This window comes from Amycolatopsis sp. Poz14 (assembly GCF_006704225.1).
Taxonomy (GTDB): domain Bacteria; phylum Actinomycetota; class Actinomycetes; order Mycobacteriales; family Pseudonocardiaceae; genus Amycolatopsis; species Amycolatopsis nivea.
Genome location: NZ_JACLHD010000001.1, coordinates 6,036,384 through 6,057,315 on the forward strand (window position 1 = coordinate 6,036,384; position 20,932 = coordinate 6,057,315).

General features: G+C 70.2%; 10 protein-coding genes. 4 read left to right on the forward strand and 6 right to left on the reverse strand.

Features of this window, described 5'->3' with window-relative positions:
• Positions 1-4: 4 nt before the first annotated feature.
• Both FKO37_RS28345 and FKO37_RS28350 read left to right on the forward strand, forming a co-directional pair.
• The gene (locus FKO37_RS28345; protein WP_238606462.1) at positions 5-4,570 is read left to right on the forward strand and encodes a non-ribosomal peptide synthetase; all 4,566 of its coding nucleotides are present in this window, start codon (positions 5-7) and stop codon (positions 4,568-4,570) included.
• Positions 4,571-4,688: 118 nt separating this feature from the next.
• Positions 4,689-9,032, forward strand: coding sequence for an amino acid adenylation domain-containing protein (locus FKO37_RS28350; RefSeq protein ID WP_238606463.1), 4,344 nt, complete (start codon positions 4,689-4,691; stop codon positions 9,030-9,032).
• Positions 9,033-9,077: 45 nt separating this feature from the next.
• Here the strand turns inward: FKO37_RS28350 and FKO37_RS28355 are convergent, their stop codons facing one another.
• Positions 9,078-9,365: a hypothetical protein gene (locus FKO37_RS28355; protein ID WP_051728541.1), complete on the reverse strand. Its 288-nt coding sequence runs from the start codon at positions 9,363-9,365 to the stop codon at positions 9,078-9,080.
• Positions 9,366-10,748: 1,383 nt separating this feature from the next.
• Here FKO37_RS28355 and FKO37_RS28360 point away from each other — a divergent pair.
• Entirely contained in the window at positions 10,749-10,979 is a 231-nt protein-coding gene (locus FKO37_RS28360) for a DUF1905 domain-containing protein (RefSeq protein ID WP_238606464.1), read from the forward strand.
• Positions 10,980-11,195: 216 nt separating this feature from the next.
• Here FKO37_RS28360 and FKO37_RS28365 read toward each other — a convergent pair whose 3' ends face one another.
• From FKO37_RS28365 to FKO37_RS28385, 5 genes are all read right to left on the reverse strand, one after another.
• Positions 11,196-11,972: a hypothetical protein gene (locus FKO37_RS28365; RefSeq protein WP_238606465.1), complete on the reverse strand. Its 777-nt coding sequence runs from the start codon at positions 11,970-11,972 to the stop codon at positions 11,196-11,198.
• Positions 11,973-11,979: 7 nt separating this feature from the next.
• On the reverse strand, positions 11,980-12,252 hold the full coding sequence (locus FKO37_RS28370) for an acyl carrier protein (protein ID WP_238606466.1): 273 nt from the start codon (positions 12,250-12,252) through the stop codon (positions 11,980-11,982).
• 23 nt (positions 12,253-12,275) lie between these two features.
• Complete coding sequence (locus FKO37_RS28375) at positions 12,276-13,979, reverse strand: fatty acyl-AMP ligase (RefSeq protein ID WP_238606467.1); 1,704 nt, start codon at positions 13,977-13,979, stop codon at positions 12,276-12,278.
• A 71-nt stretch (positions 13,980-14,050) separates the two neighbouring features.
• Positions 14,051-14,845, reverse strand: a complete 795-nt coding sequence (locus FKO37_RS28380; RefSeq protein WP_238606468.1) for a hypothetical protein — start codon at positions 14,843-14,845, stop codon at positions 14,051-14,053.
• 609 nt (positions 14,846-15,454) lie between these two features.
• Positions 15,455-19,834, reverse strand: a complete 4,380-nt coding sequence (locus FKO37_RS28385; protein ID WP_238606469.1) for an RHS repeat-associated core domain-containing protein — start codon at positions 19,832-19,834, stop codon at positions 15,455-15,457.
• Between the two features lie 262 nt (positions 19,835-20,096).
• Here FKO37_RS28385 and FKO37_RS28390 point away from each other — a divergent pair, with 262 nt between their 5' ends.
• The gene (locus FKO37_RS28390; protein ID WP_238606470.1) at positions 20,097-20,921 is read left to right on the forward strand and encodes a hypothetical protein; all 825 of its coding nucleotides are present in this window, start codon (positions 20,097-20,099) and stop codon (positions 20,919-20,921) included.
• Positions 20,922-20,932: the final 11 nt, after the last annotated feature.

The window sequence follows — 20,932 nt, forward strand, 5'->3', positions numbered from 1 at the left end:
AGCGATGCCCGAGCAGACGACCGTCGAGAGCATTCACCCGCTGTCCCCGCTGCAGCAGGGCATGTTGTTCCACGCCCTCTACTCCCCGCACGACGACGTCTACGTCGAGCAGTTCAGCTGCCGCTTCGACGGGCCGCTGGACGTGCCGGCGTTCCGCGCCGCCTGGACGGGCGTCGTGGCTCGGCATCCAGCGTTGCGCACGTCGTTCCACTCCCTCGAAGGCGAGCAGCCGGTGCAGGCGGTGCACCGCGCCTTCGAGCTGCCGTGGACCGAACACGACTGGCGGACCGTCGAACTCGCTCCGGACCGCCTGCCTGAGTTCCTCGCCGCGGACCGGGCGGCGGGCATCGACCCGGCCGCGCCGCCGCTCCACCGGTTCTCGCTGCTGCGGGTGGCCGACGAGGCGTACGTGTTCGTGTGGACGCACCACCACCTGCTCCTGGACGGCTGGTCCATGCCGCTGGTGCTGAGCGAATTGGCCGCGAGGTACGCGGCGCTGCGCCGCGGCGAGGACGCCGACCTCCCGCCGGTGCGGCCCTATCAGGACTACCTGACCTGGCTGGCCGAGCAGAATCAGGCGAAAACCGAGGAGTTCTGGCGCACTCGCCTCAGCGGGTTCGCCACCGCCACCCCGTTGCCGCTGCGCGCCGCGGAAGCGGTGCCGGCTCAAGGATTTCTCTCCGTCGAAGAAGTGTTTTCCGAGGAGTCGACGGCGAAGCGGATCGCAACCGCACAGGCCGGCGGGCTCACCATCGGCACCGTCGTACAAGCAGCGTGGTCCTTGGTGCTCGCCCGGTTCAGCGGCGTCTCGGACGTCGTGCACGGCGCCACGACTTCCGGTCGTCCGCCGGAACTGCCGGGCGTGGAAGACATCGTGGGCATGTTCATCAACACGCTTCCCGTACGCACCCGGGTCGAGGGCCGGCGGCCGGTCCTGGAATGGCTGCGCGAAACACAGGCGGACTTCGCCGCCGCACGCGGGCACGAGCACATCTCCCTGGTGCGTGCGCAAGGCTGCAGCGATGTGCCGCGCGGCGAGCCGCTGTTCGACAGCCTCGTCGTGGTCGAGAACTTCCCGATCACCGCCGCGGCGGACAACGCTTTCGACGGCGTCGCTGTCACCTCGGTCCAGGCCACCGAACAGACCAGCTACCCGCTGACGGTCGTTGCGCTGCCGGGGCGTTCGTTGCGGTTGCGGCTGCTGTGCGACCGGCGCTGGTACACCGAAGAGACCGCCCGCGCGGTCGTCGGCGCGCTGCGCGCCGCGGTGACGGGCCTCCTCGAAAACCTGGACCGATGCGTGAACGACGTGCCGATCATGTCCGACGACGCAGCAGCGGCACTGGTCCGGAAGTGGAACGCAACCCGCGGCGACTACCCGCGCGACCACAGCGTGCCCGCTCTGGTCGCGGAACAAACTGCACGCACCCCCGACGCCGTAGCGGTCGTGCACGGCGAACAGCACCTCACCTACCGCGCGCTGGCCGCCCGCGCCGCCCGCCTGACTGGCGCGTTGCGGGCGCTGGGCGTCACGCCGGGTTCCTGCGTGGGCGTCTTTCTCGAGCGCTCCCCCGAACTGATCACCGCGCTGCTCGGCACTCTCCGTGCCGGTGCGGCGTACGTCCCGCTCGCTCCTTCCTACCCGGCACAGCGCCTGGCGTTCATGGCTGAGGACAGCGGAACCGCCGTCGTTCTCACGGTAAAAGCGTTGCAGCACAACGTTCCAGACGGAGTGCGCACCCTGCTGCTGGACGATCCCCGAACCTGGCCGACCGGCGACGAAGCGGCGGTCACGGCAACCGCGAATGCGCCCGCGTACGTGATGTACACGTCCGGTTCCACCGGAACTCCCAAGGGCGTCACAGTCCCCCACCGGGCGATCGTCCGGCTCGTCCGCGACACCGATTACGTTTCGCTGCGAACCGACGACCGGATCGCCTTCGCGGCTACCACCGCTTTCGACGCGGCGACCTTCGAACTGTGGGGTGCCTTGCTGTCCGGTGCCGCAGCGGTGGTCGTGGCGAAACAGCAGGCACTGGACCCGGTCGGCTACGCGGCGCTGATCCGCGAGCAGGCGATCACGACGCTGTTCATGACCACCGCGTTGTTCAACCAGTTCGCCGCGGGCGCGCCGGACGCGTTCGCGCCGATGCGCCAGGTGCTTTTCGGCGGTGAGGCCGTAGATCCGGCCGCTGTCCGCACGGTGCTCGCCGCTGGCGCGCCGCGGCGCCTCCTGCACGTCTACGGCCCGACCGAGAGCACCACCTTCGCGACCTGGCACATGGTCGACGCCGTGGGCGATCAGGACCGCACAGTGCCGATCGGCACTGCGATCGCCAACACCACCGCGTACGTGCTCGACCGTGCGGCACGGCCGGTGCCGGCAGGTGCGGCCGGCGAACTGTGCCTCGGCGGAGACGGCCTGGCGCACGGCTACCGCGGTCACCCTGCACAGACCGCGGAGCGTTTCCTGCCGGATCCGTTCGGGCCGCCGGGAAGCCGGCTCTACCGCACCGGCGACCTGGTCCGCACCCACGCCGACGGCGCGATCGTCTTCCTCGGCCGCACCGATCACCAGGTCAAGCTGCGCGGCTTCCGGATCGAACTGGACGAGGTGGCCGCGGCCCTGCGCGCAGCCGACTCGGTCGCCGACGCAGCAGTCCTGCTCCGCGAGGACGTCCCCGGCAATCCGCAGCTCGTCGCGTATGTGACCGGAGCCCCGCCGCTGGCCGAACTGCGCGCCCACTGCGCCCGCACGATGCCCGACCACATGATCCCCGCCGTGTTCGTGCCGATGCCGAGCCTTCCCTTGACGGACAACGGAAAGCTGGACCGCAAAGCCCTCCCCGCACCCGAGTGCCGCGCGGACGACGCCGACCCCGGCTATGTCGCGCCGCGTCCGGGCACCGAGGAACTGGTCGCCGAACTGTGGGCGCATGTGCTGCACGTCGACCGGGTGAGCCGGGACGCGAATTTCTTCGATCTCGGCGGACATTCGCTGACCGCGACTCAGTTGCAGACCCGGCTGCGCCGCGCGTTTGCCGCGGACGTGCCGCTCCGCGCCATCTTCACGGCCGCCGACCTTGCCGATCTCTCCGCTGAAATCGACGCGCTGCGCCGCGACCCGGCCGTCGCGTCGACGCCTCCGCGCCCGGTCGACCGAACCACGCTGTTGCCGCTGTCATTCCCCCAGCGGCGGCTGTGGTTCCTCGAACAATGGGAACCGGGCACCGCGCTCTACCACATTTCCGGCGCGCTTCGGCTGCGCGGGAGACTCGACGTGCCCGCGCTGCGCGCTGCCTGGCAGGCCGTCGTCGACCGGCACGAAGTACTGCGCACCCACGTGTCCGCGACGTCAGCGGACGACCCCCGGCAGACCGTGGCCTCGCGGATCCCCGCCGCTATCCCCGTGGTCGACGTGACCGCGGCAGAAGCGCGGGAAGTCGTGCGAGCCGTGCTCGAAACGCCGTTCCGACTCACCGAGGGCCCGTTGTGGCGGCTGATGCTGGTCCGCACGAGCCCGGAGGAGCACATCTTCGCGCTCTGTCTGCACCATCTGATCGCCGACGGCGAGTCCATCGGCTTGCTCCTGCACGAACTCGGCGCGCAGTACCGGGCGCGCGGCCGCGCGGATCTGCCCGCGCTGCCCGTGCAGTACGGCGATTACGCGGCATGGCAGCACCGCACGCTTACCGACGACCGGCTCGCCGCGGACCTCGCCTACTGGCGCGAGACGCTCAGCGGGCTCCCGTCCGTCACCCTTCCCACCGACCGGCCGCGCTCGGCCGACGCCGGTGCCGAGGCCGCCCGCCGCGCCGTCGCGCTTCCGTCCGAAGTGGACGGAAGGCTCGGTGCGCTCTGCCGCCAGGCGGGCGTGACCCGGTTCATGGCGCTGTACGCGGCTTTCGCCGCCGCGCTGGCCCAGACTCGCGACCTCTCCGAGGTCGTGGTCGGCACCCCGACCGCCAACCGCGACCACCAGGAGCTGGAGGGACTGATCGGGTTCTTCGTGAACACCCTGGTGCTGCGGCTGGACCTCGGCGGCGACCCGGCGTTCCGGGACCTGCTCGGACGCACCCGGGAAACCTGCCTCGGCGCCTACGCGCACCAGGCGGTCCCGTTCGAGCGCCTCGTGACCGAACTGACCCCGGACCGCGCCGCCGGCCGCCTGCCGCTGTTCCAGACCTGGTTCGTCGTGCAGGACGCGCCGGCCGCGGCCGAGGCGTTCCCCGGCATCGACGTGTCGCCGGCAGGCGACCCGGACCGGCTCGCGCGTTACGACCTGCGGCTCGACGTGCAGCGGTCCGGCGGCGAAACGCGCGCGGTGTTCGAGTACAAGGCCGCCCTGTTCGAACCGGCGGCGATCGCGCGGCTGGCCCGCCGGTTCGTCACCGTGCTCGAACTGGTCACCGCCGACCCGGAGATCCGGTTGTCGGCGGTGACCCGCCGGCTGGCCGAGTCCGAAGACCGGCTGCGCCGCGAACGCAAGAACGGGATGAGCCTCGCCGGGCTGCACCGGCTCAAGAACACCCGGCGCGCGGACGCCCCGGAGCGAAGGGGCCGCACATGAGCGCGACTGCCTGCCCGGTACCGCGCCCGAACCTCGGCCCCGTGACCGGTGAAAGCCGCGTTCGCCGCCGTCCCGCCCCTAGCCCTGCCCAGGGGCCCGTACAGAAGAGGGTGCACTAGTGACTGCCACCGAGGGCTACCCGCTCTCCCCTCAACAACGCCGCCTGTGGGAACTTCAGCGCAGCGGCCCGTCGCCCTATCGCAGCTGGTGTGCGCTCCGGCTGGCGGCGGGCACGACCGCCGAACAGGTCGCCGCGGCGCTGGCCGAAGCGGCGGCGCGGCACGAGATTCTCCGCACCGAGTTCCGGTGCCCGGCCGAGGCGTCGATCCCGCTGCAGGTCATCGCCGACACCGCGGACCGCCTGGAGGTGCCCGTGCACGATCTGCGCTCGGTGCCCGCCAACTCGCGGGACGAGGCATACGCCGCAGTGAAAGCCGCGTTCACCGGGACACTCGGCACCGGCGCACTCAATGCTGCTCTGGTCCTGCTGGCCGACGATGCCCGCCTGCTGCTGCGGCTGCCCGCCCTCTGCGCGGACGAGGCGTCGGCGCGGGTGCTCGCACAGGAAGTCAGCGACCGGCTCGTCGGCGCCGGCGCGGGGACAGAACCGTTGCAGTACGCGGATTTTGCCCCGTGGCAGGACGAACTGCTCACCGCATCGGAGTTCGACCTCGAACGGGAGTATTGGCAGCAGCGGCTCGTCGCGGCGGATCTGCCCTTCGCCCGCACGTCCAGCGCGGGCTTCGCCCCGGCCGCGTTCTCCGTCGACCTCGACTCGTCGCTGGGCGAGGCGGGCCCCGCCGTCGCGCTGGCCAGCTGGCATTTGCTGCTGCGCACGCTGACGGGACAGGACGAGCTGGCGATCGGCGTGCGGCTGCCGAACCGGGTGGCGGACGAGATGGCCGGTGCGATCGGCCCGTACGAGAAGTACGCACCGTCGCTCGCCCGGCCGCAGGCCGGCGAAACCGTCGCCGGATTCGTCGCGAAGGTCGCGGGCGAACTGGCCGAAATGACGGATTGGCAAAGCTATTTCGACCAAAACCGGTGGGCCGCCGGACTCGACCGGACCGGCGCGATCGCGGCGGGCTTCGACTGGCGCCGCGGCGAATCCGGCGTGCTCGAAGAGGCCGAAGCGATCACCGAACGGTTCACCGTCCGGCTGTCCGGTCGCGAATACGACGACCGGACCCGGCTGTCCGTCTGGTTCGACTCGTCCGTCGTCGACGCCGCCGACATGCCGGTCCTCGCCGAACAGTACGTCGCGGTCCTGCGCTCGGTCCGCAGCGACGGCGCACAAGCCGCGCTCGCCGTGCGCGTGCCAGCCGCCGCCGCGCCGGCGCCGGCCCGGCACGCTGACCCGGCACCGCCGGTCCACCGCCGGTTCGAAACGCACGCCCAGCGCGATCCCGGTGGCATCGCGGTGCGCTGCCTGGACGAATCGGTCACCCGGGCGGAACTCGACGCGCGCGCCGACCGGCTGGCGCGCAGGCTGCTGGCCGCGGGAGCCCAGCCCGATACGCCGGTCGGGCTGTGCCTGGACCGTACCGTCGACCTGGTCGTCGCGGTGCTGGGCATCCTGAAGAGCGGTGCGGCGTACCTGCCGCTCGACCCGGCCGTACCGCTGGCCCGCCGGCGCGCCATGCTGGGCCAGGCCGGTGCCCGGGTGGTCGTCGCCTCCGCCGGGCAGACCGGTCTCGCCGGTCCGGACCGGGCACTCGTCACCCCGAACGGCGCCGAAGCACCGGCCGTCGCACTGCCCGCCGCCGGGAATGCCGACGCCCGGCTCGCATACGTGATCTTCACTTCCGGCTCCACCGGCGCTCCCAAAGGCGTCGCGGTGAGCCACGCCAACCTCGCCGCCTACGTCGACGACGTGACCGCTCGCCTCGACCTGTCCGGCGGCGCGAGCTACGCCATGCTGTCCACGCCGGCCGCCGACCTGGGCAACACCATGCTCTTCGCCGCCCTCAGCACCGGCGGCACGCTGGACCTGCTGCCGGCCGAGCACACAGCTGACCCCGCGCGCCTCGTCACGCATCTGCGCAAGCATCCGGTCGACTGCGCGAAGATCGTGCCGTCGCATCTGCGCGCGCTCCTCGACGCACCCGACGCGGCCGCGGTGCTGCCCACGCGGTGTCTGGTGCTCGGGGGCGAGGCGGCCGACTGGCAGCTCATTGCCGACGTACGCCGTCTCGCGCCGGACTGCCGCATCCTCAACCACTACGGTCCGACCGAGACTACGGTCGGCGTGCTCACGCACGAGCTGCACCCGGACGATTCGCGGGCGTTCCGCACCGTCCCGCTGGGCACCGCGCTGCCGCACAGCCGGGCCGAGATCCTGGACGAACGGCTCGAGCAGGTCCCTTCCTGGGTCGCGGGCGAGATCCATCTCGGCGGCGCCGGCGTGGCCCGCGGCTACCTGGGCCGTCCAGGTCTGACCGCGGACCGCTTCGTGCCGGACCCGTTCGGGCCGCCTGGCGCGCGCATGTACCGCACGGGCGACCGCGGCCGCATGCTTGGCGGCGGAATCACCGAATTCCTCGGCCGCGCCGACGAGCAGCTGAAACTCCGCGGGTACCGGGTGGAACCCGCGGAGATCCAAGCCGTGCTGTGCACCCATCCCGCGGTCCGCCAGGCCGTCGTGACGCTCCGGGAGGAAAGTTCGACGCTGGCCGCGTACGTGGTCGCCCCCGGCGCCGAACCCGGGCAGCTGCGCGAGCACTGCGCCGAGCACCTGCCCGACTACATGGTGCCTGGCGCGATCCTGGCGATCGAGGCGATCCCGTTGACCGCCAACGGGAAAATCGACCACAGCGCATTGCCCGCCGCCGGGCCCGGCGCGGTCGCCTACCAGCCGCCGCGCACCCCGGCCGAGGCGACGTTGGCCGAGATCTGGCAGCAGGTGCTCCGCATCCAGCGGGTCGGCCGCGACGACAACTTCTTCGCGTTGGGCGGCGATTCGATCCTGGGCATCCAGGTCATGTCGCGCGCAGCCAAGGCGGGCCTCGCGGTCACCCCGAAACTGCTGTTCCAGCATCCGACTGTCGGCGAACTGGCCGGCGTGGCCACCGCGGCGGACGGCAGCGCGACCGGCGCGGAGCAGGGCCCGGTCACCGGGGCGGTGAAGCCCACGCCGATCCAGCGCCGCTTCCTCGCACAGCGGCTGCCCGCCCGCCACCACTACAACCAGGAAGTCCTGGTGGCGCTGAAACAGCCGCTCGATCCGGAACCGCTGCGGATCGCGCTGCGTGCCCTGATCGACCACCACGACGCTCTGCGCGTCCGGGTCCGAGGCGACGAACTCGACCTCGCCGGACCGCTGCCCGCCTCCGCCGATCCGCTCGTCACCGTCCGACTGGCCGACCTGCCCGCGGCCGATCGGCGCAGTGCGTTCGAGAAGGCCGCCGAGCACGCCCAAAGCTCGCTCGATCTCGCCTCCGGCTGCGTCTTCCGCGCCCTTCTGGCCGATCTCGGCGACGACGGGCACCGGCTGCTGCTGGTCGCGCACCATCTCGGAGTCGACGGAGTGTCGTGGCGCGTCCTGATCGCGGACCTGGTCGCCGCGTATCAGCAAGCGGCGGCCGGGACTGCGGTGCAACTGCCGCCGAAGACCGTCTCCTACCGTGCCTGGGCGGAGCGGCTCGCCGAAGAAGAAGACCGCCACACCGCGGAAATCCCCTTCTGGACGGACCTCCTCTCCGGCCAGTCCGCGCCGCCGCGCTCCGGTGAGAACACCTATGGCGTTTCCGAGACCGTCACCGTGACCGCGGACGAGGACACCACTCGCGATCTCGTGCGTTCGGCTGGCGCTACCTCGGTCCCCGCGCTGCTCCTGGCCGCGCTGGGCCAGACGCTCACCGAGTGGTCCGGCGCGCCGCGGATCGTCGTCGACATCGAAAGCCACGGCCGGGACGCACTGGCCGACGACCTCGACGTGTCCCGGACCGTCGGATGGTTCACCGCCATCCACCCGGTGGCGCTCGACGCTGGAGCCACCGCACGATCGGTCAAGCAGTCTCTCGCCGAAATACCCGCCAACGGCGTCGGATACGGCCTGCTGCGGTACGGAACCGACCCTGCGGCCGCGGCGCTGCGGGCCATGCCCGAACCGTGGGTCCGGCTCAACTACCACGGTCAACTCGTCGCCGACCCGGCCGCCGACGCCCTGTTCGACACCGCCCCGGAGAACCCTGGCCCGTCCGCGGACCCGGCCGGCGTCCGGCCGTACCTGCTGGACCTCACCGCCGCGGTCGCCGGAGGCCGCCTCCGAGTGGACTGGACGTATTGCCCGGCCGTGCACGCGCCGGACACTGTGCGGACACTGGCCGAGGCGTTCCTGAGCCGCCTGCGCGAGGAGGTCTCGCACGGCGGCGCAGGCTGGACGCCCGCCGATTTCCCGCTGGCCCGGCTGGACCAGGGCGCGCTCGACGCCATCGCCGGCCTGCTGGACGAACTCGGCTGACCGGACGCGGCGGCCGCTGCCGGAGCGGCCTCCGCGTCCGGGCGCTCACGCCGACCTGGGCGAGCCCGCCGGGTCCTCGCCGAATCCGGCAGCCAGCCGGTACACCCGTTCCGGCGCGCCGACTTTCCCGTAGCGGCACGACACCTGCAACGAGCCGATCTGCGCCAGGTAGCGCACGTAACGCCGAGCCGTGACCACGCTCATCCCGGTCGAATCCGCGATGTCCGCGGCCGACACCTCGCCGTCGGGCGCGCTGCGCGCCACGTCGATGACGCGATCCACGGTGATCGCCGATATGCCGTTCGGCGGATCGATGCCCGGATCGATGCCCATTGTCCCCAGCTCCTCGTCGCTCGCGTCGCGAGGTCGATCGAAGGGCGCCGCGCGTCCCCGCGCCCGGTCGCCGACCATCGATTGGCTGCACGCCACCACATCCGGCGGACCGCCCAGATTCCGCCGGAGCAGGCGCCTGCACCCCCAGACCCCCTGATCGCATACGATCCTACGCCGCGAATATAAACGGCCGTCAACCCCGCAAACGCGGTCTCCTCCGCCTGGAATACGCGAAGCGGCCGAGCGCGGAGCCGAGAAAGCGCGCCTGCCACCGCATTCGCGCAGATCCCCCGGCGAGTCCGCGCCAACGGAATTCGGCCGCATCGTTCGCGAAATGCAGAACAAAAGCAAGAAGACGGTAAACTACACTCGGTAATACCGACCAGATCGGACATAAGACGATCGGAACACGGAGGACTTGAGCTCCAGGAATTGCCCGCTTCGTCGGCGAAATCCCTTTCGTGCGGTCGTTTTGCCGCACGCTGCCCTCCCGTCCTCGGCAGCACTCGGCACTGCCCGCCGAGCGTTGATCTCCTCCGGTGAACACTGGACGACACCGCCGGAAACACCGGAGAAAGACACGCGCGATGCGCCGAGCGCGATCAATAACCCCGGACCAATCAGTCAACCGGACCGGCGATACGAGATGCCCAACAAGGCACTGGTCCCGTTTTACGCCGATCGTTCGAAATGGTCATTGCTTGACCATCCGGCAAACGGCGCAACGATTATTACCCGATTAATCCGGCCCGCTTCGGCGAACCGTCGCCGGGTGCGAACCACCCCGAACCCGATCGGGCCGCGGCGGCCAGAACAGCGTTGCGGCTCGGGCGATAGCGGCATCTGTGCACGTACTCTGCTCCGCTGTTCGGCGGATGCCGGAAAAGCACCGCGGTCTCGAACGGCGTTCAGTGTCCGCGCCCGCCAGGTCACGTTCGAGCCGCGTTGTCGCAGATGCACCAGCCACGCCTCGACCGCGCTGCGGGACACGGGCGTGCAAACTGTGGTGTTGCCTTAAAATTTCGCGCCGACTGGTGCAGGCACCAAAGGCGGTCTTCGGCCGGCCGCGTGGGCGGCAGGGATCACCTGTGCCACAGCTGAACAACGCCCGTCCGGAGCAGAGCCGGGCCGCACCCGGTCCACCACCACGCGGTGCGGGCGAACGTCCCGTGCAGCGAGCCGATCCTGTGGCCTTCCTCGTCCGGCCGTAGTCCCCGCGCCCAGTACCGCCCCCCCCCCGAGTGCCGGAGGCCAGCAGTCCGCGTCGAAACGTCGGCGAACCAGGGCCTCGGCTGAAGGCATCACCGCGGCGAAGCCATGCATCGGCCTTGCCGTCCGTCGCGGACCTCGCGACCTGCTTGCCGACTCCGACGAGCTGAGTTCGTGGGGGTGCACTTCCACGCTGAACTGTGGATCTGGGACGCCCGGCGGACCGAGACCTGGACCTTCGTGAGCTTGCCCGGCGACATCTCGGACGAGATCCGCGAACTGGGCGGACCGCGCCGCGGGTTCGGATCGAGGCGCGTGCTGCCGGTCAAACGCGCGGTGCGCAAGGCAGAGAAGCTCGATCCTGGCGACGTCGCTCAGGTGACCGTGACTGTGCTCGATCTCTGATTTCGGCGGAGCCTGGCTTGATCATTGCGGCGAGCTGTGGAGCGTTGGCCGGGCAGGAAAGGGGAGCACGAACTGCAGAGGATGTCCCGCATGGTCTCGTGTCGAGCCACGCGGTGCGACGCCCTCGGCCAGGTGCCGCGGCTCGGTCTCGGGCGCGCCGTCAAGGCCGACCGCGTTCGCGACAGCCCCGTGAGCCGGGGCGCGGGTGGGCCCGGCTCAATTGCCCCACGCGGGGCTGTCGTTAGGCGGATAGGGAGAACTCGACGCGCCCTTCACCCATTCGTCGACGTCCTGCCGGTCCCAAGCGAGCAGGATCTCGGCGTTGCGGATGCAGAGGCCGTAGTCGAGATTCCCGAACAGGCGGCTGACCGTCAGGTGCTGGTTGAGCTGCTGGTATCCCTTGCCTGTCTTGTACTCCATCTGCACCGTCGTCTGCAGCCGCCCGAGGCGAAGGTTTCCGTTCACCACCGTCAGGACTCCCTGGTGCACGTTGCTGTTCTTCTCCTCCAGCCCCTTGTTCTCCACCGCCAGTTGGCCGATCTTCTTGATGGAATTGACGATGCCGGTGAGCGTGTCCTGGGTGACCAGCCCGCCTACCAGCTGGGTCACCGCCGAAATGACCGGCGACAGGGAAAGCGACGAGATGGACACGCTGCGGCTGTCTCCGGTGATGCCGGTGAGGAACGGCATGGTGGTGAACTGGTTTCCGAAGACGATCCACCGGAAGAGATCGAATATCGTCGACGACTGGTCGAAACGAGCAGAATCCGCGGTCTTGCGCATGATGGTGGCGGCCACCGACTGCCACGAGCCGAAGGGGGCCAGCGGTCCGAGGGCGGGCAAGCCGGTGTTGTCTCCGCCGCAGGCGTTGCCGACTCCTGCTTCCTGGTTGAGGTCGCGGCTGTCGCAGCCCAGCACGTCCGGCCTGCCCTCCGCCCACACGGCGATCTCGAACGCTTCCCGTCGCGACTGCTCGTCGCTCGAAGTGCCCACGGCCGGCTCACGACGCTCGCGCGGCGTACTGCTCGCGCGAATCGCAGATCAGGCGCTCGATGTCGTGCACCGTCCGTACCTGCGGGATCGCCTCGAAGCCCAGGTTGACCCGGAAGCCGAGCTCGACCGCGCCCACCAGGCTGAGGACCTTCACGGAGTCGACCCCGGGCAGCTCTGCCACCGTCGTGGTGTCGTCGAGCTCCTCGCCGCCGAGTTCCAGCTTTTCGCGGATCAGGGTGTACAGCTGCTCTCGCTCTCGCGGGGGTAGACGGGTGTCCATGGTTGCTCCTCCCAAAGGGGTGCTCAATGCGCTCCGGAAAGCGCGCCGCGGTGGAGAAATCCCTGCAGATACTGCTGTCGTGTCTTGTCCCGGCGGACCTTGCCGCTGGATGTCTTGGGCAGTTCCCCTGGCGGCACCAGGAGGACGTCGGCCACGGACAGGGACAGCATGGTCTGGACGCGGCTGCGGACCCGCCTCGCCACTGCGGCGGCGTCGCCGTCGCGGAGTTCGGCGACGATCACGACCTCCTCGGTCGCCCGGCCGGGCCGGGTGAAGGCGACGACGTTGCCCTTGCGCAAGCCGGGCACCTCGGCCGCGGTCCATTCGACGGTCTGGGGGTCGTGGTTGCGCCCGTTGACGATGAGCAGGTCCTTCTTGCGGCTGGTCACGTAGAGGATGCCGTCCGCCAGGTAGCCGCAATCCCCCGTGCGGAGGCCGCGCGGTGTGAAGCTTCGCCGGGTCGCTTCCGGGTCCTCGTGATAGCCCGCTGCCACGCTCGGTCCTTGGAAGACCACCTCGCCGATGTGCCGTTCCGGGAGCGGATTGCCGTCGTCGTCCACGACGAGGACGCAGTGGCCCGCGACGGGACGTCCGCACGGCACGAATGCCACGTGCTCCTCGGAGGCTGACGCTGGCCGTGCGAGGTTGCGCGCGTGGTAGGGCTCCGTTTGGATGACGTCCGGGGCAAGCTGGACTCCGAGCTCGCCGAAGGAGATCGCGAGCGTCGCCTCTGCCATGCCGTAACACGGGACGACCGCCCCCGGACGCAATCCGGCCGCCGCGAAGTGTGTCGCGAAGGACCGCAGTGTCTCGGGGTGGTTGGGTTCGGCGCCGCAGCCCACGACTCTCAAGCAGGACAGATCCAGTTGCCGCAGCTCGTCGGCCGGGGTGTGCTTGATCGCCAACGCCAGGCCGAAGTTCGGCGCGAAGGTCACGGTCGCGCGGTGGCGGCTCACCGTTTCCAGCCAGAGCCTCGGCGACAGCGCGAAACGCAGCGTCGGCAGGAAGGTCACCGGGCAGCGCGCCAACAGCGGTGCCAGCACGAAACCGACCAGCCCCATGTCGTGGTACATCGGCAGCCAGCTGACGCCCCGGTCGCGGTCGCGTTCGAGGCGAAGGGCGCCGATGATGGCCGCGCAGTTGGCGAGCGCGCTGGCGTGCGTGACCCGTACTCCCTTGGGGGCCGCCGTGCTTCCCGAGGTGAACTGCAGGAACATCACGTCCTCGGGAAGGATGTCCTCGGGCTGGGGCGCGTTGCGCGGCAAGGGTTCGGCGAAGAGGTCCTCCGGATCGAGGACCTGCATGCCGGCCACAGCGTGCACGAGCGGGTTCAGCAGGTCTGCCAGGCTGCGGGGAATCAGGAGGGCGCGTGCTCCCGCAGCGCGGAGGATGTGCGCGGAGTCCTCGCAGTACGCCTCGAACTTGCCGAGGCCCATCGGCGGGCTCATCGGGACTGGGACGACGCCGACGGAGACCGCGCCCAGGAAAGCGAGGACGAATTCCTGCTGCTCGGGAACGATGAGCGCGATGCGGTCTCCCTTGCGCAGGCCGCTCCGGAGCAGCTGCCGTCCCCGGCGCTGAGCCTCCCGAGACAGTTCCGCCCAGCTCGCGAAGTGGTCGTGGGCGAAGGTGAAGCCCCCGTCCGGATGGCCGAGATTGTCGGCGAGGACTTGGGCGAAGGTCGAGACCGTTCGGCGCTCGGGAGGCCGCGGTTGCGGGAACACCATGGGACCTGCCTGGGGTCAGGGGCTCCCGGGGCCGCGACCCCGGGAGCCCGCGGAACACGGGACGAACCGGCTCAGTGCTTCCAGGCGGGGCTCTCGTTGGGCGGTTTCGAGGAGCTGGCGGTGTCCTTCTCCCAGTCGTCCACGTCCTGGCCGTCCCACTTGAGCAGCGTGTCGGCGTGGCGCTTGCACTTCTCGAAATCGAGGACGCCGTAGCCGCGGTAGACGTAAATAGTCTGATTCAGCTGCTCGTACCCCTTGCCCGATTTGTACTCCATCTCCACCGCGGTCCGGACGGCTCCGAGGTACAGCGCGCTTTGATGCCGAGACAGGACCCCGACCTGCTGGTTGGAGTTCTTCTGTTTTCTCCCCTCGTTCTCGAGCGCGAGCTGTCCGATCTTCTGGATGGTGGTCACGATGCCTTGGAAGTTCTCCGGCGTCATGATGTTCTCGACCAGGTCCGACACCGCTTCGACGGCCTTTTTCAGCGACGTCTTGCTGATGGACGCGTCACGGTTGTCGAACGTGTAGGTCAGGAAGAACGGAATCGTGGAGAATTTCTGCAGGAAAACGCTCCACGCGACCGGGTCGAATTTCTCGCTGCCCGGGTTGAAGCCGCTGAGCGTCACCGCCCGGTGCACGATGGTGCTGCCGACCGACTCCCACGAACCGAACTTCGACAGCGGACCCAGGTCGGGCAGCAGGCTGTTGTCCCCCGCCGCCTTGTTGCCCACGCCCTGGGCGTTGCTGTCCGCGTCGAAATCCTGCAGCGCGGACCTCGCGGCGGCCTCCAGCTCGGGGTACGACGTCTGCCACAGCGCGATCTCCAGGGCCTCCCGGCCCAGGTGCGACTGGCTGATCTCGGTCATGACTGCTCCTTGTCCACGGGTGACGGATGAAATGTTCGCGGCGCGGAATCGCGGAAAACGCAGGGAGGAATATTCCACTGGAACGGCGGGTGCGAACCGGCGGGAATCCAGTGCAATAAACGTGCTGCCAACAGTCGGAGCGGGTGGATCTGCCACCGCGAACGCGGGCGCAGTGGTCTATTCCATGACAACACCTCTCCGCGATTTTCGATCCGCCCGCGCCTCAGCGCCGCGAGGAAACATGCTCCGCCTCCGGGAGAGGCCGGCGAAAGGCCATTGCCACGAATGCCAGGAAAAACATCCGTCCGAGTGCTCGCCGACTACCGGGCATCGCGTCGCCCGGTTTCCCCGCCCCTGACTAGAATTCATCAGATCGAGCCCTTCGCGGGCCGTTCCCCGGCGACATCGCGAGATATCGCTCCGCGAAAAACTCCTCGATCGCGCACGACGGACACCCCGGGCGCACACGCGTAATTCGCTCGGGTTCGCAATGCATATTCCGGCGGGCTCCCCGAATCGGAGCAGGGCCTGCTCCAACCGAGTGGCCCGCCACGGGGCTCACGGGCTCGGCGGGCCTCGCGCGGCCCCGCCGAGCCCTTCAGCAGCGGCTCAGGTGTGCCCGCCGAGCTGGATCATCTCGACCCGCTTCTCGTCGTCCAGCACCCGGAAGGTCGCGCGCTGCTTCCCGCCGAGGCGGATCTGGAACTGGTTTCCGCTCAGCTGCTTGTAGTTCATGTCGCCCGCTTCCTCGGCGGCCTTCTTCGGATGCCACTTGTTGTTGTGGATGTAGTTCTGGAACGTGTCGAATTTCGCCTGCTCGGCCGCGGTCAGCGGCTGGTTCCCGAACCGCATGTCCTGTTTGCTGAACGTCCACTTGCAGTCGTTGAGGCCGAGCGGGTCGACCAGCAGCGTCGGGTTGCTGACGTACATCTGGGCGTTCGTGCCGCCGGTCAGCCCGACCGGGTCGGCGCTGAGGTAGCGGGCGAGGGCCGGGTCGAAATAGCGGTGGTAGTTGTAGTGCAGGCCGGTCTCGGCGTCGAAGTACTGGCCGGGGAACCGCAGCGGCGTGACGTCGTCGCCGCGGCCGGATTCCGCGCCCCAGATGGTGCGCGGGGCGCTTCGGGCGACGGAGCCGTCCAGGCCCACCAATTCGGTCGGCGTTCCGACGAGGTCGGTCACGATCGCGTGGTAGCGGCGGTCCACCACCTGCTGCGGGGTGTTCGCGTCCAGCACCTTCTCGCCCTGGATCAGCGGCAGGTCCGTCTCCGGTTCGAACTCCCAGTTCCGCAGCCGGCGCAGCCCGCCCGGACCGCGGTGGTGCTCCTCCGCCAGCCGGGACCCGTCCCAGGTGAAGTCGACCTGTTCGACGACCTCGCCGGTGGCCGAGAGCCGCTGCTTGGCGGTCCGGCGCCGCATCGCGTCGTAGCGGTAGCGCCAGCGGTGTCCGTCCACTGTGGTCACTGCGACGAGCCGGTCGTCGGCGTTCCATTCGTACTGCGCGGTGCGCGCGCCCGGGCTGATCAGGCGGATCAGCCGTCCTTGGGCGTCGTGCTCGTACTGGTTCGCCCCGGCGCGGACGATCCGGTTTCCGGCGAACTCGCGCGCACCGGAGTGCGGACCGCTGACCGCGGACGAGTTCGCCGCGACGACGTTGCCGGTGCCGTCGTAGCGGTAATGCTCGGTCCCGGCCGTTCCGGTGACGCCGGTGATCCGGCCGAGCGCGTCGACGTCGAACCGGCGGGTGCCCGCCAACGCGTCGTCGACCGCCCTGAGCGTGCCGTCCGCCCGGTAGTCGTACGAACGTCGTTGCTGCGCGGCGTAACCGCCCGACAAGGTTTGCGCGGCCAGCGTGCCGACCGCGTTCCAGTGGTGCCGGATGACCGTCGTGCCCCACGAGCGATCGGATTCGCGGCCGAGCAGGTCGCGCCCCAGCGTCATGGCGTGCCCGTCGACCCGCACGCCGACGAGACTGCCCGCGGCGTCGAAACTCCACTCGCTGGCGGTGCCCGAGGGCAGGATCCGCTTGACCCGCCTGCCGAGCGCGTCGTACTCCGAGCGCAGCGTCCGGCCGTTGCAGCTTTCGGCGAGGACGCGCCCGCAAGCGTCGTAGGTCCAGGTCAGCTCCGTGTCGGCGTTGACCGCGCGGACGACCCGGCCCGCTTGGTCGTAGTCGTAGCGGCTCGTGCTGTCGCCGGCCTGCTCTTCGACCAGCCTGCCCAGCGCGTCCCAGCCGAACCGGGTGGTCTCGCCCGCCCCGTTCACGCGGCTGACGAGCTGGCCCGCCGCGTCATAGGCGTAGCGCAGCACCCGGCCGTCGAAATCGGTTTCCTCGACCAGGTTCCCGGCCGCGTCGTACCGGCAGCGCCAGTAGTTCCCGCGCTCGTCGCGCACGGAGACGAGGCGCAATTCGGTGTCGTAGCCGAATTCCAGCCGGGTGCCGTCAGGGCGCACTTCCGCCGCAGGCAGGTCGAAGTGGGTCACTTCGGTGACCGTGGTCTGGCCGAGGGCGTCGACGTGGGTGCGCAGGTTGCCCTCGCCGTCGTAAATCCACCGTTCGGTCGTTCCGTCCGGCAGCGTCTGCCAGGACGGTTCGCCGCTGACGGTCCACCCGAGCCGCGTGGCGTTGCCGAGAGGATCCACCACAGCCGAGATGCGCCCGAAACCGTCGCGCTCGAACCGGGTGGCGGCGCCGGTCGCATCGGTGACCGAGATCGGCAACCCGGCCGCGTCGGTTGTCACGGCGCGAACCCCGCCGAGCGCGTCCGTGATCGACGACAGGTGTCCGTGTTCGTCGTAGCTGTAGCTAGTGGCCTGTCCCGCCGGGTCGATCAGGCGCGTGAGGTTGCCGCGCGCGTCGTACTCCCGCCGGGTGACCGCGCCGTCCGGCTCGATCACCGTCACCGGAAGGCCGAGGTCGTTGTACTCGGACCGGGTCTGCGTACCGTCCGGCCGCGTCACCGCCACCGTGTTCCCGGCCTCGTCGTACTCGTACCGGGTCACCCGGCCCAGCGGATCGGTGCGCGCGAGCAGCCGGTCGAACTCGTCCCGCTCCGAGCGGGTCTCGTTGCCCGCCGGATCGACCTCGCGCAGGGTCTGCCCGCGTTCGTTGAGGTGGTACGCGGTCTGCTCGCCCAGGGAGTTCGTCCACCGCGTCACGCCGTCCGCGTAGGACAGCGAGCCGCTGAAGAATCCGCCGGAACCTTCAGCTCGCACGACGCGGCCCTCGCCGTCGTAGCTGTAGCGGTACCAGGCTCCGTTGCGGTCGGTCCAGCTCGTCATCCGGCCTTCGCCGTCGTAGGCGAACCGCAGCGGCGCCCCGGAAGCGTTGACCACCTCGGTCAGCAGGCCGTGCCGGTAGCCGTACCGCAGCAGCGGCAGATCGGCGCCGCCGTCGGCACCGCACAGGTGAAACGCGCTGATCAGCCCGTCCGAGGACTCGACCCGCACGCGGTACCCGCCGCTGTGCCGGACCTCGGCGAGCGTGCCGGCGTCGTCGCGGACGAACTCGACGCGGTGCCCGTTGCGATCGGTGATCGCCCGCAGCGGCAGCACCGGGCCGCCGCGGCCGAAGTGCAGCGTCCGGCCCTCGTCGGGGAGAGTGATCGTGTACCCGTCGCCGGTCAGCGCGAGCCGCCGCCGCGGTCCGGCCAGCGGCATGGCCTCCGGCGCCGGGTGCGGGTAGAACAGCAGCGTGCCGTCGTCGGACGCGAACGACACGCCCTCGTCGTCCACCTCGATCCGCTGGTCCACAGTGGACGCCCAGTTCGGGCCGAAGGACTGCCCCGCCCGATACGACGAGAGGTGCACCCGGCGCAGCACCAGCGGAAGCACGCCCGCCAGTTCGACGTCCGTTTGCGGCAGCACCACGTCGCCGCTGGCCACGTCGATCGGATCGCCGCAGGTGTTCAGGTTCTTGTCCGGCACGCGGTCCTGCTGCGGTCCGCGGCTGTTGTCCCGGATGTTCGACCCGGAGCCGCCGCGCGACCCGGAACCGCCGCCGTGCGAGCCGCCCCCGGACTGCCCGCCGCCGGGAGAGTGCACCGGACCATCGTTGCCGCCGCCGCGCGTGCCGTCGGTCTCCGGTCCCCGGCCGCCGGAACCGCCTTCGTGCCCGCCGGAGTTCGCCGGCGGCGAATCCGCGCTGGAGGTCGTCGTGCTCTCGTTCTTGCCGCCGCCCTTGCCCGGCGAGCCCTTCGGGGTCTCGATGTCCTTCGGCTTGGGACTCGGCTTCGGCTTGCCGCCCTTGATCCCCTTCAACGCCTTCCCGGCGTCGGCGAACAGCGTCCCGGCCTTCTTCAGCAGCGGCATCAGCGCCTTGAGCGCCTTCACCAGCTTCGTGGTGACCTGGCCGATCTTCGACGCCGTCTTGGCGACCGCGGAGATCACCTGCGGCACGACCCAGGTCATCCCGATCCCGAGCGTGAACACGACCTGCAGCGCCCACGAGATCAGGTGCCCGACGAGGTCGGCGATGGTGTCGCGGACGAGAGACCGGACCGCCGCGACGATCTCGCCCGCGGTCTTCACCCCGCTCGCCGCGCCCTCGCTGCCCTTCTGCGCGCTCGCGATCAGGGCGGAGGTGTCCTCGGCCTTCTTGCGGTAGCTGTCGGCCGCTTCGCCGTGCCAGTCCTGCAGGTCCTTCTTGACCAGCTCGGTCAGCTCCGCCGAGACGCTCTCGAGCTCCTTCGCGACGTTGGTCCACGTCGCGGCCTGGGACTTGATCTCGTCCGCGTTGCCGGTGAGCGCGTCGAGAGCTTCCTTCAGCGGACCGACGTGCTCCATCAGCCAGCCGACCCCGGCCGCGAAGATCGCGCCGAACGGGTCCATCACCGCGGTGAGCACGTCCAGCGCGGTCCCCACCGCGCCGATCGCGACCGCGGCCCAGTTCTTGCTCTCGATCGCCTCTTTCAGCCCCGTCGCGTCCTCCAGCAACGGAACCCCGGCCATCGCCGAAGTCTCCTTCACCGGTGCGACCAACGGATTACTCATGCGACGTACAACCCCCTTGCGGCCGGGCCCGATCCCGGCGAACTCCCCCGGAAACCTAGCGGCACCCGGCAACCGTCCGCCCGCGGCACCGCGAGTCCCTGCCCGAACGAAGTCCCGATGTTGCCCGAGCACCGATCCGGTCCGCGCTGACACCGCGCCTGACACGGCCGCCTCCCCGGCGTCTGAGCCGTGACAGCTGCGTGTCCGCCCAGCAGGCGAATGTGGTCACAACGAACCGCTGAACCAGCCAGGGAGACCGGAAATGTCCGCGTTCACCACCCCCAACCCCATCACCGCCGCGCTGACCACCGCGGGTGCTCGCGTCCGGATCACCGCGGGCGAGCGCGCCGAGACCGTCGTACGGGTGCAGCCGGTCGACGCGGCGAACTCGACCGATGTGAAGGTCGCCGAGAAGACCAAGGTCGAGTTCGCCGACGGCGTCCTCGCCGTCAAGACCACCAAGTCCGGACGCCAGACCGGTTCCGTCGATATCGCGATCGAACTGCCCGCTGGGTCCAAGCTCGTGCTCAACACGGCTTGGACCGAGGTGCAGGCGGACGGCACGCTCGGCGACTGCGAGGTCAACATCGGCTCGGGTCAGGTGCAACTCGACCGGGTCGCCGCGTTGCGCGGGAACCTCGGCGCGGGCGGGCTCGCGGTCGGGCACGTCGGCGGCGACGCGGTCATCGAGGGCAGCGCGGCGGGCCTGCGGCTGCGCGAGGTCGACGGCGAGATCCGGTACCAGGGCACGAGTGGCAAGGTCTGGATCGGCCACGCGCGGTCCGACGTGGACCTCGGCGGGTCGAACGGGAGTTTCGACATCGGCACCGCGGACGGGAGCGTCGTCGCCAAGGCGGCCGACTGCCCGATCCGGATCGGGCGGGTCACGCGCGGTCAGGTGGAGCTGTCGAACGCGGCCGGCGGGATCGAGGTCGGCGTCAGCGCGGGCACCGCCGCCGACGTGGACGCGAAGAGCACGAAGGGCGCCGTGCGCAACACCCTCGGCACGCCGGAGAGCCCGCGCGGCACGCTCAAGGTCCACGCCCGCACCCGGCTCGACGACATCGTCGTCTATTCAGCTGCCTGACCACCCGATCG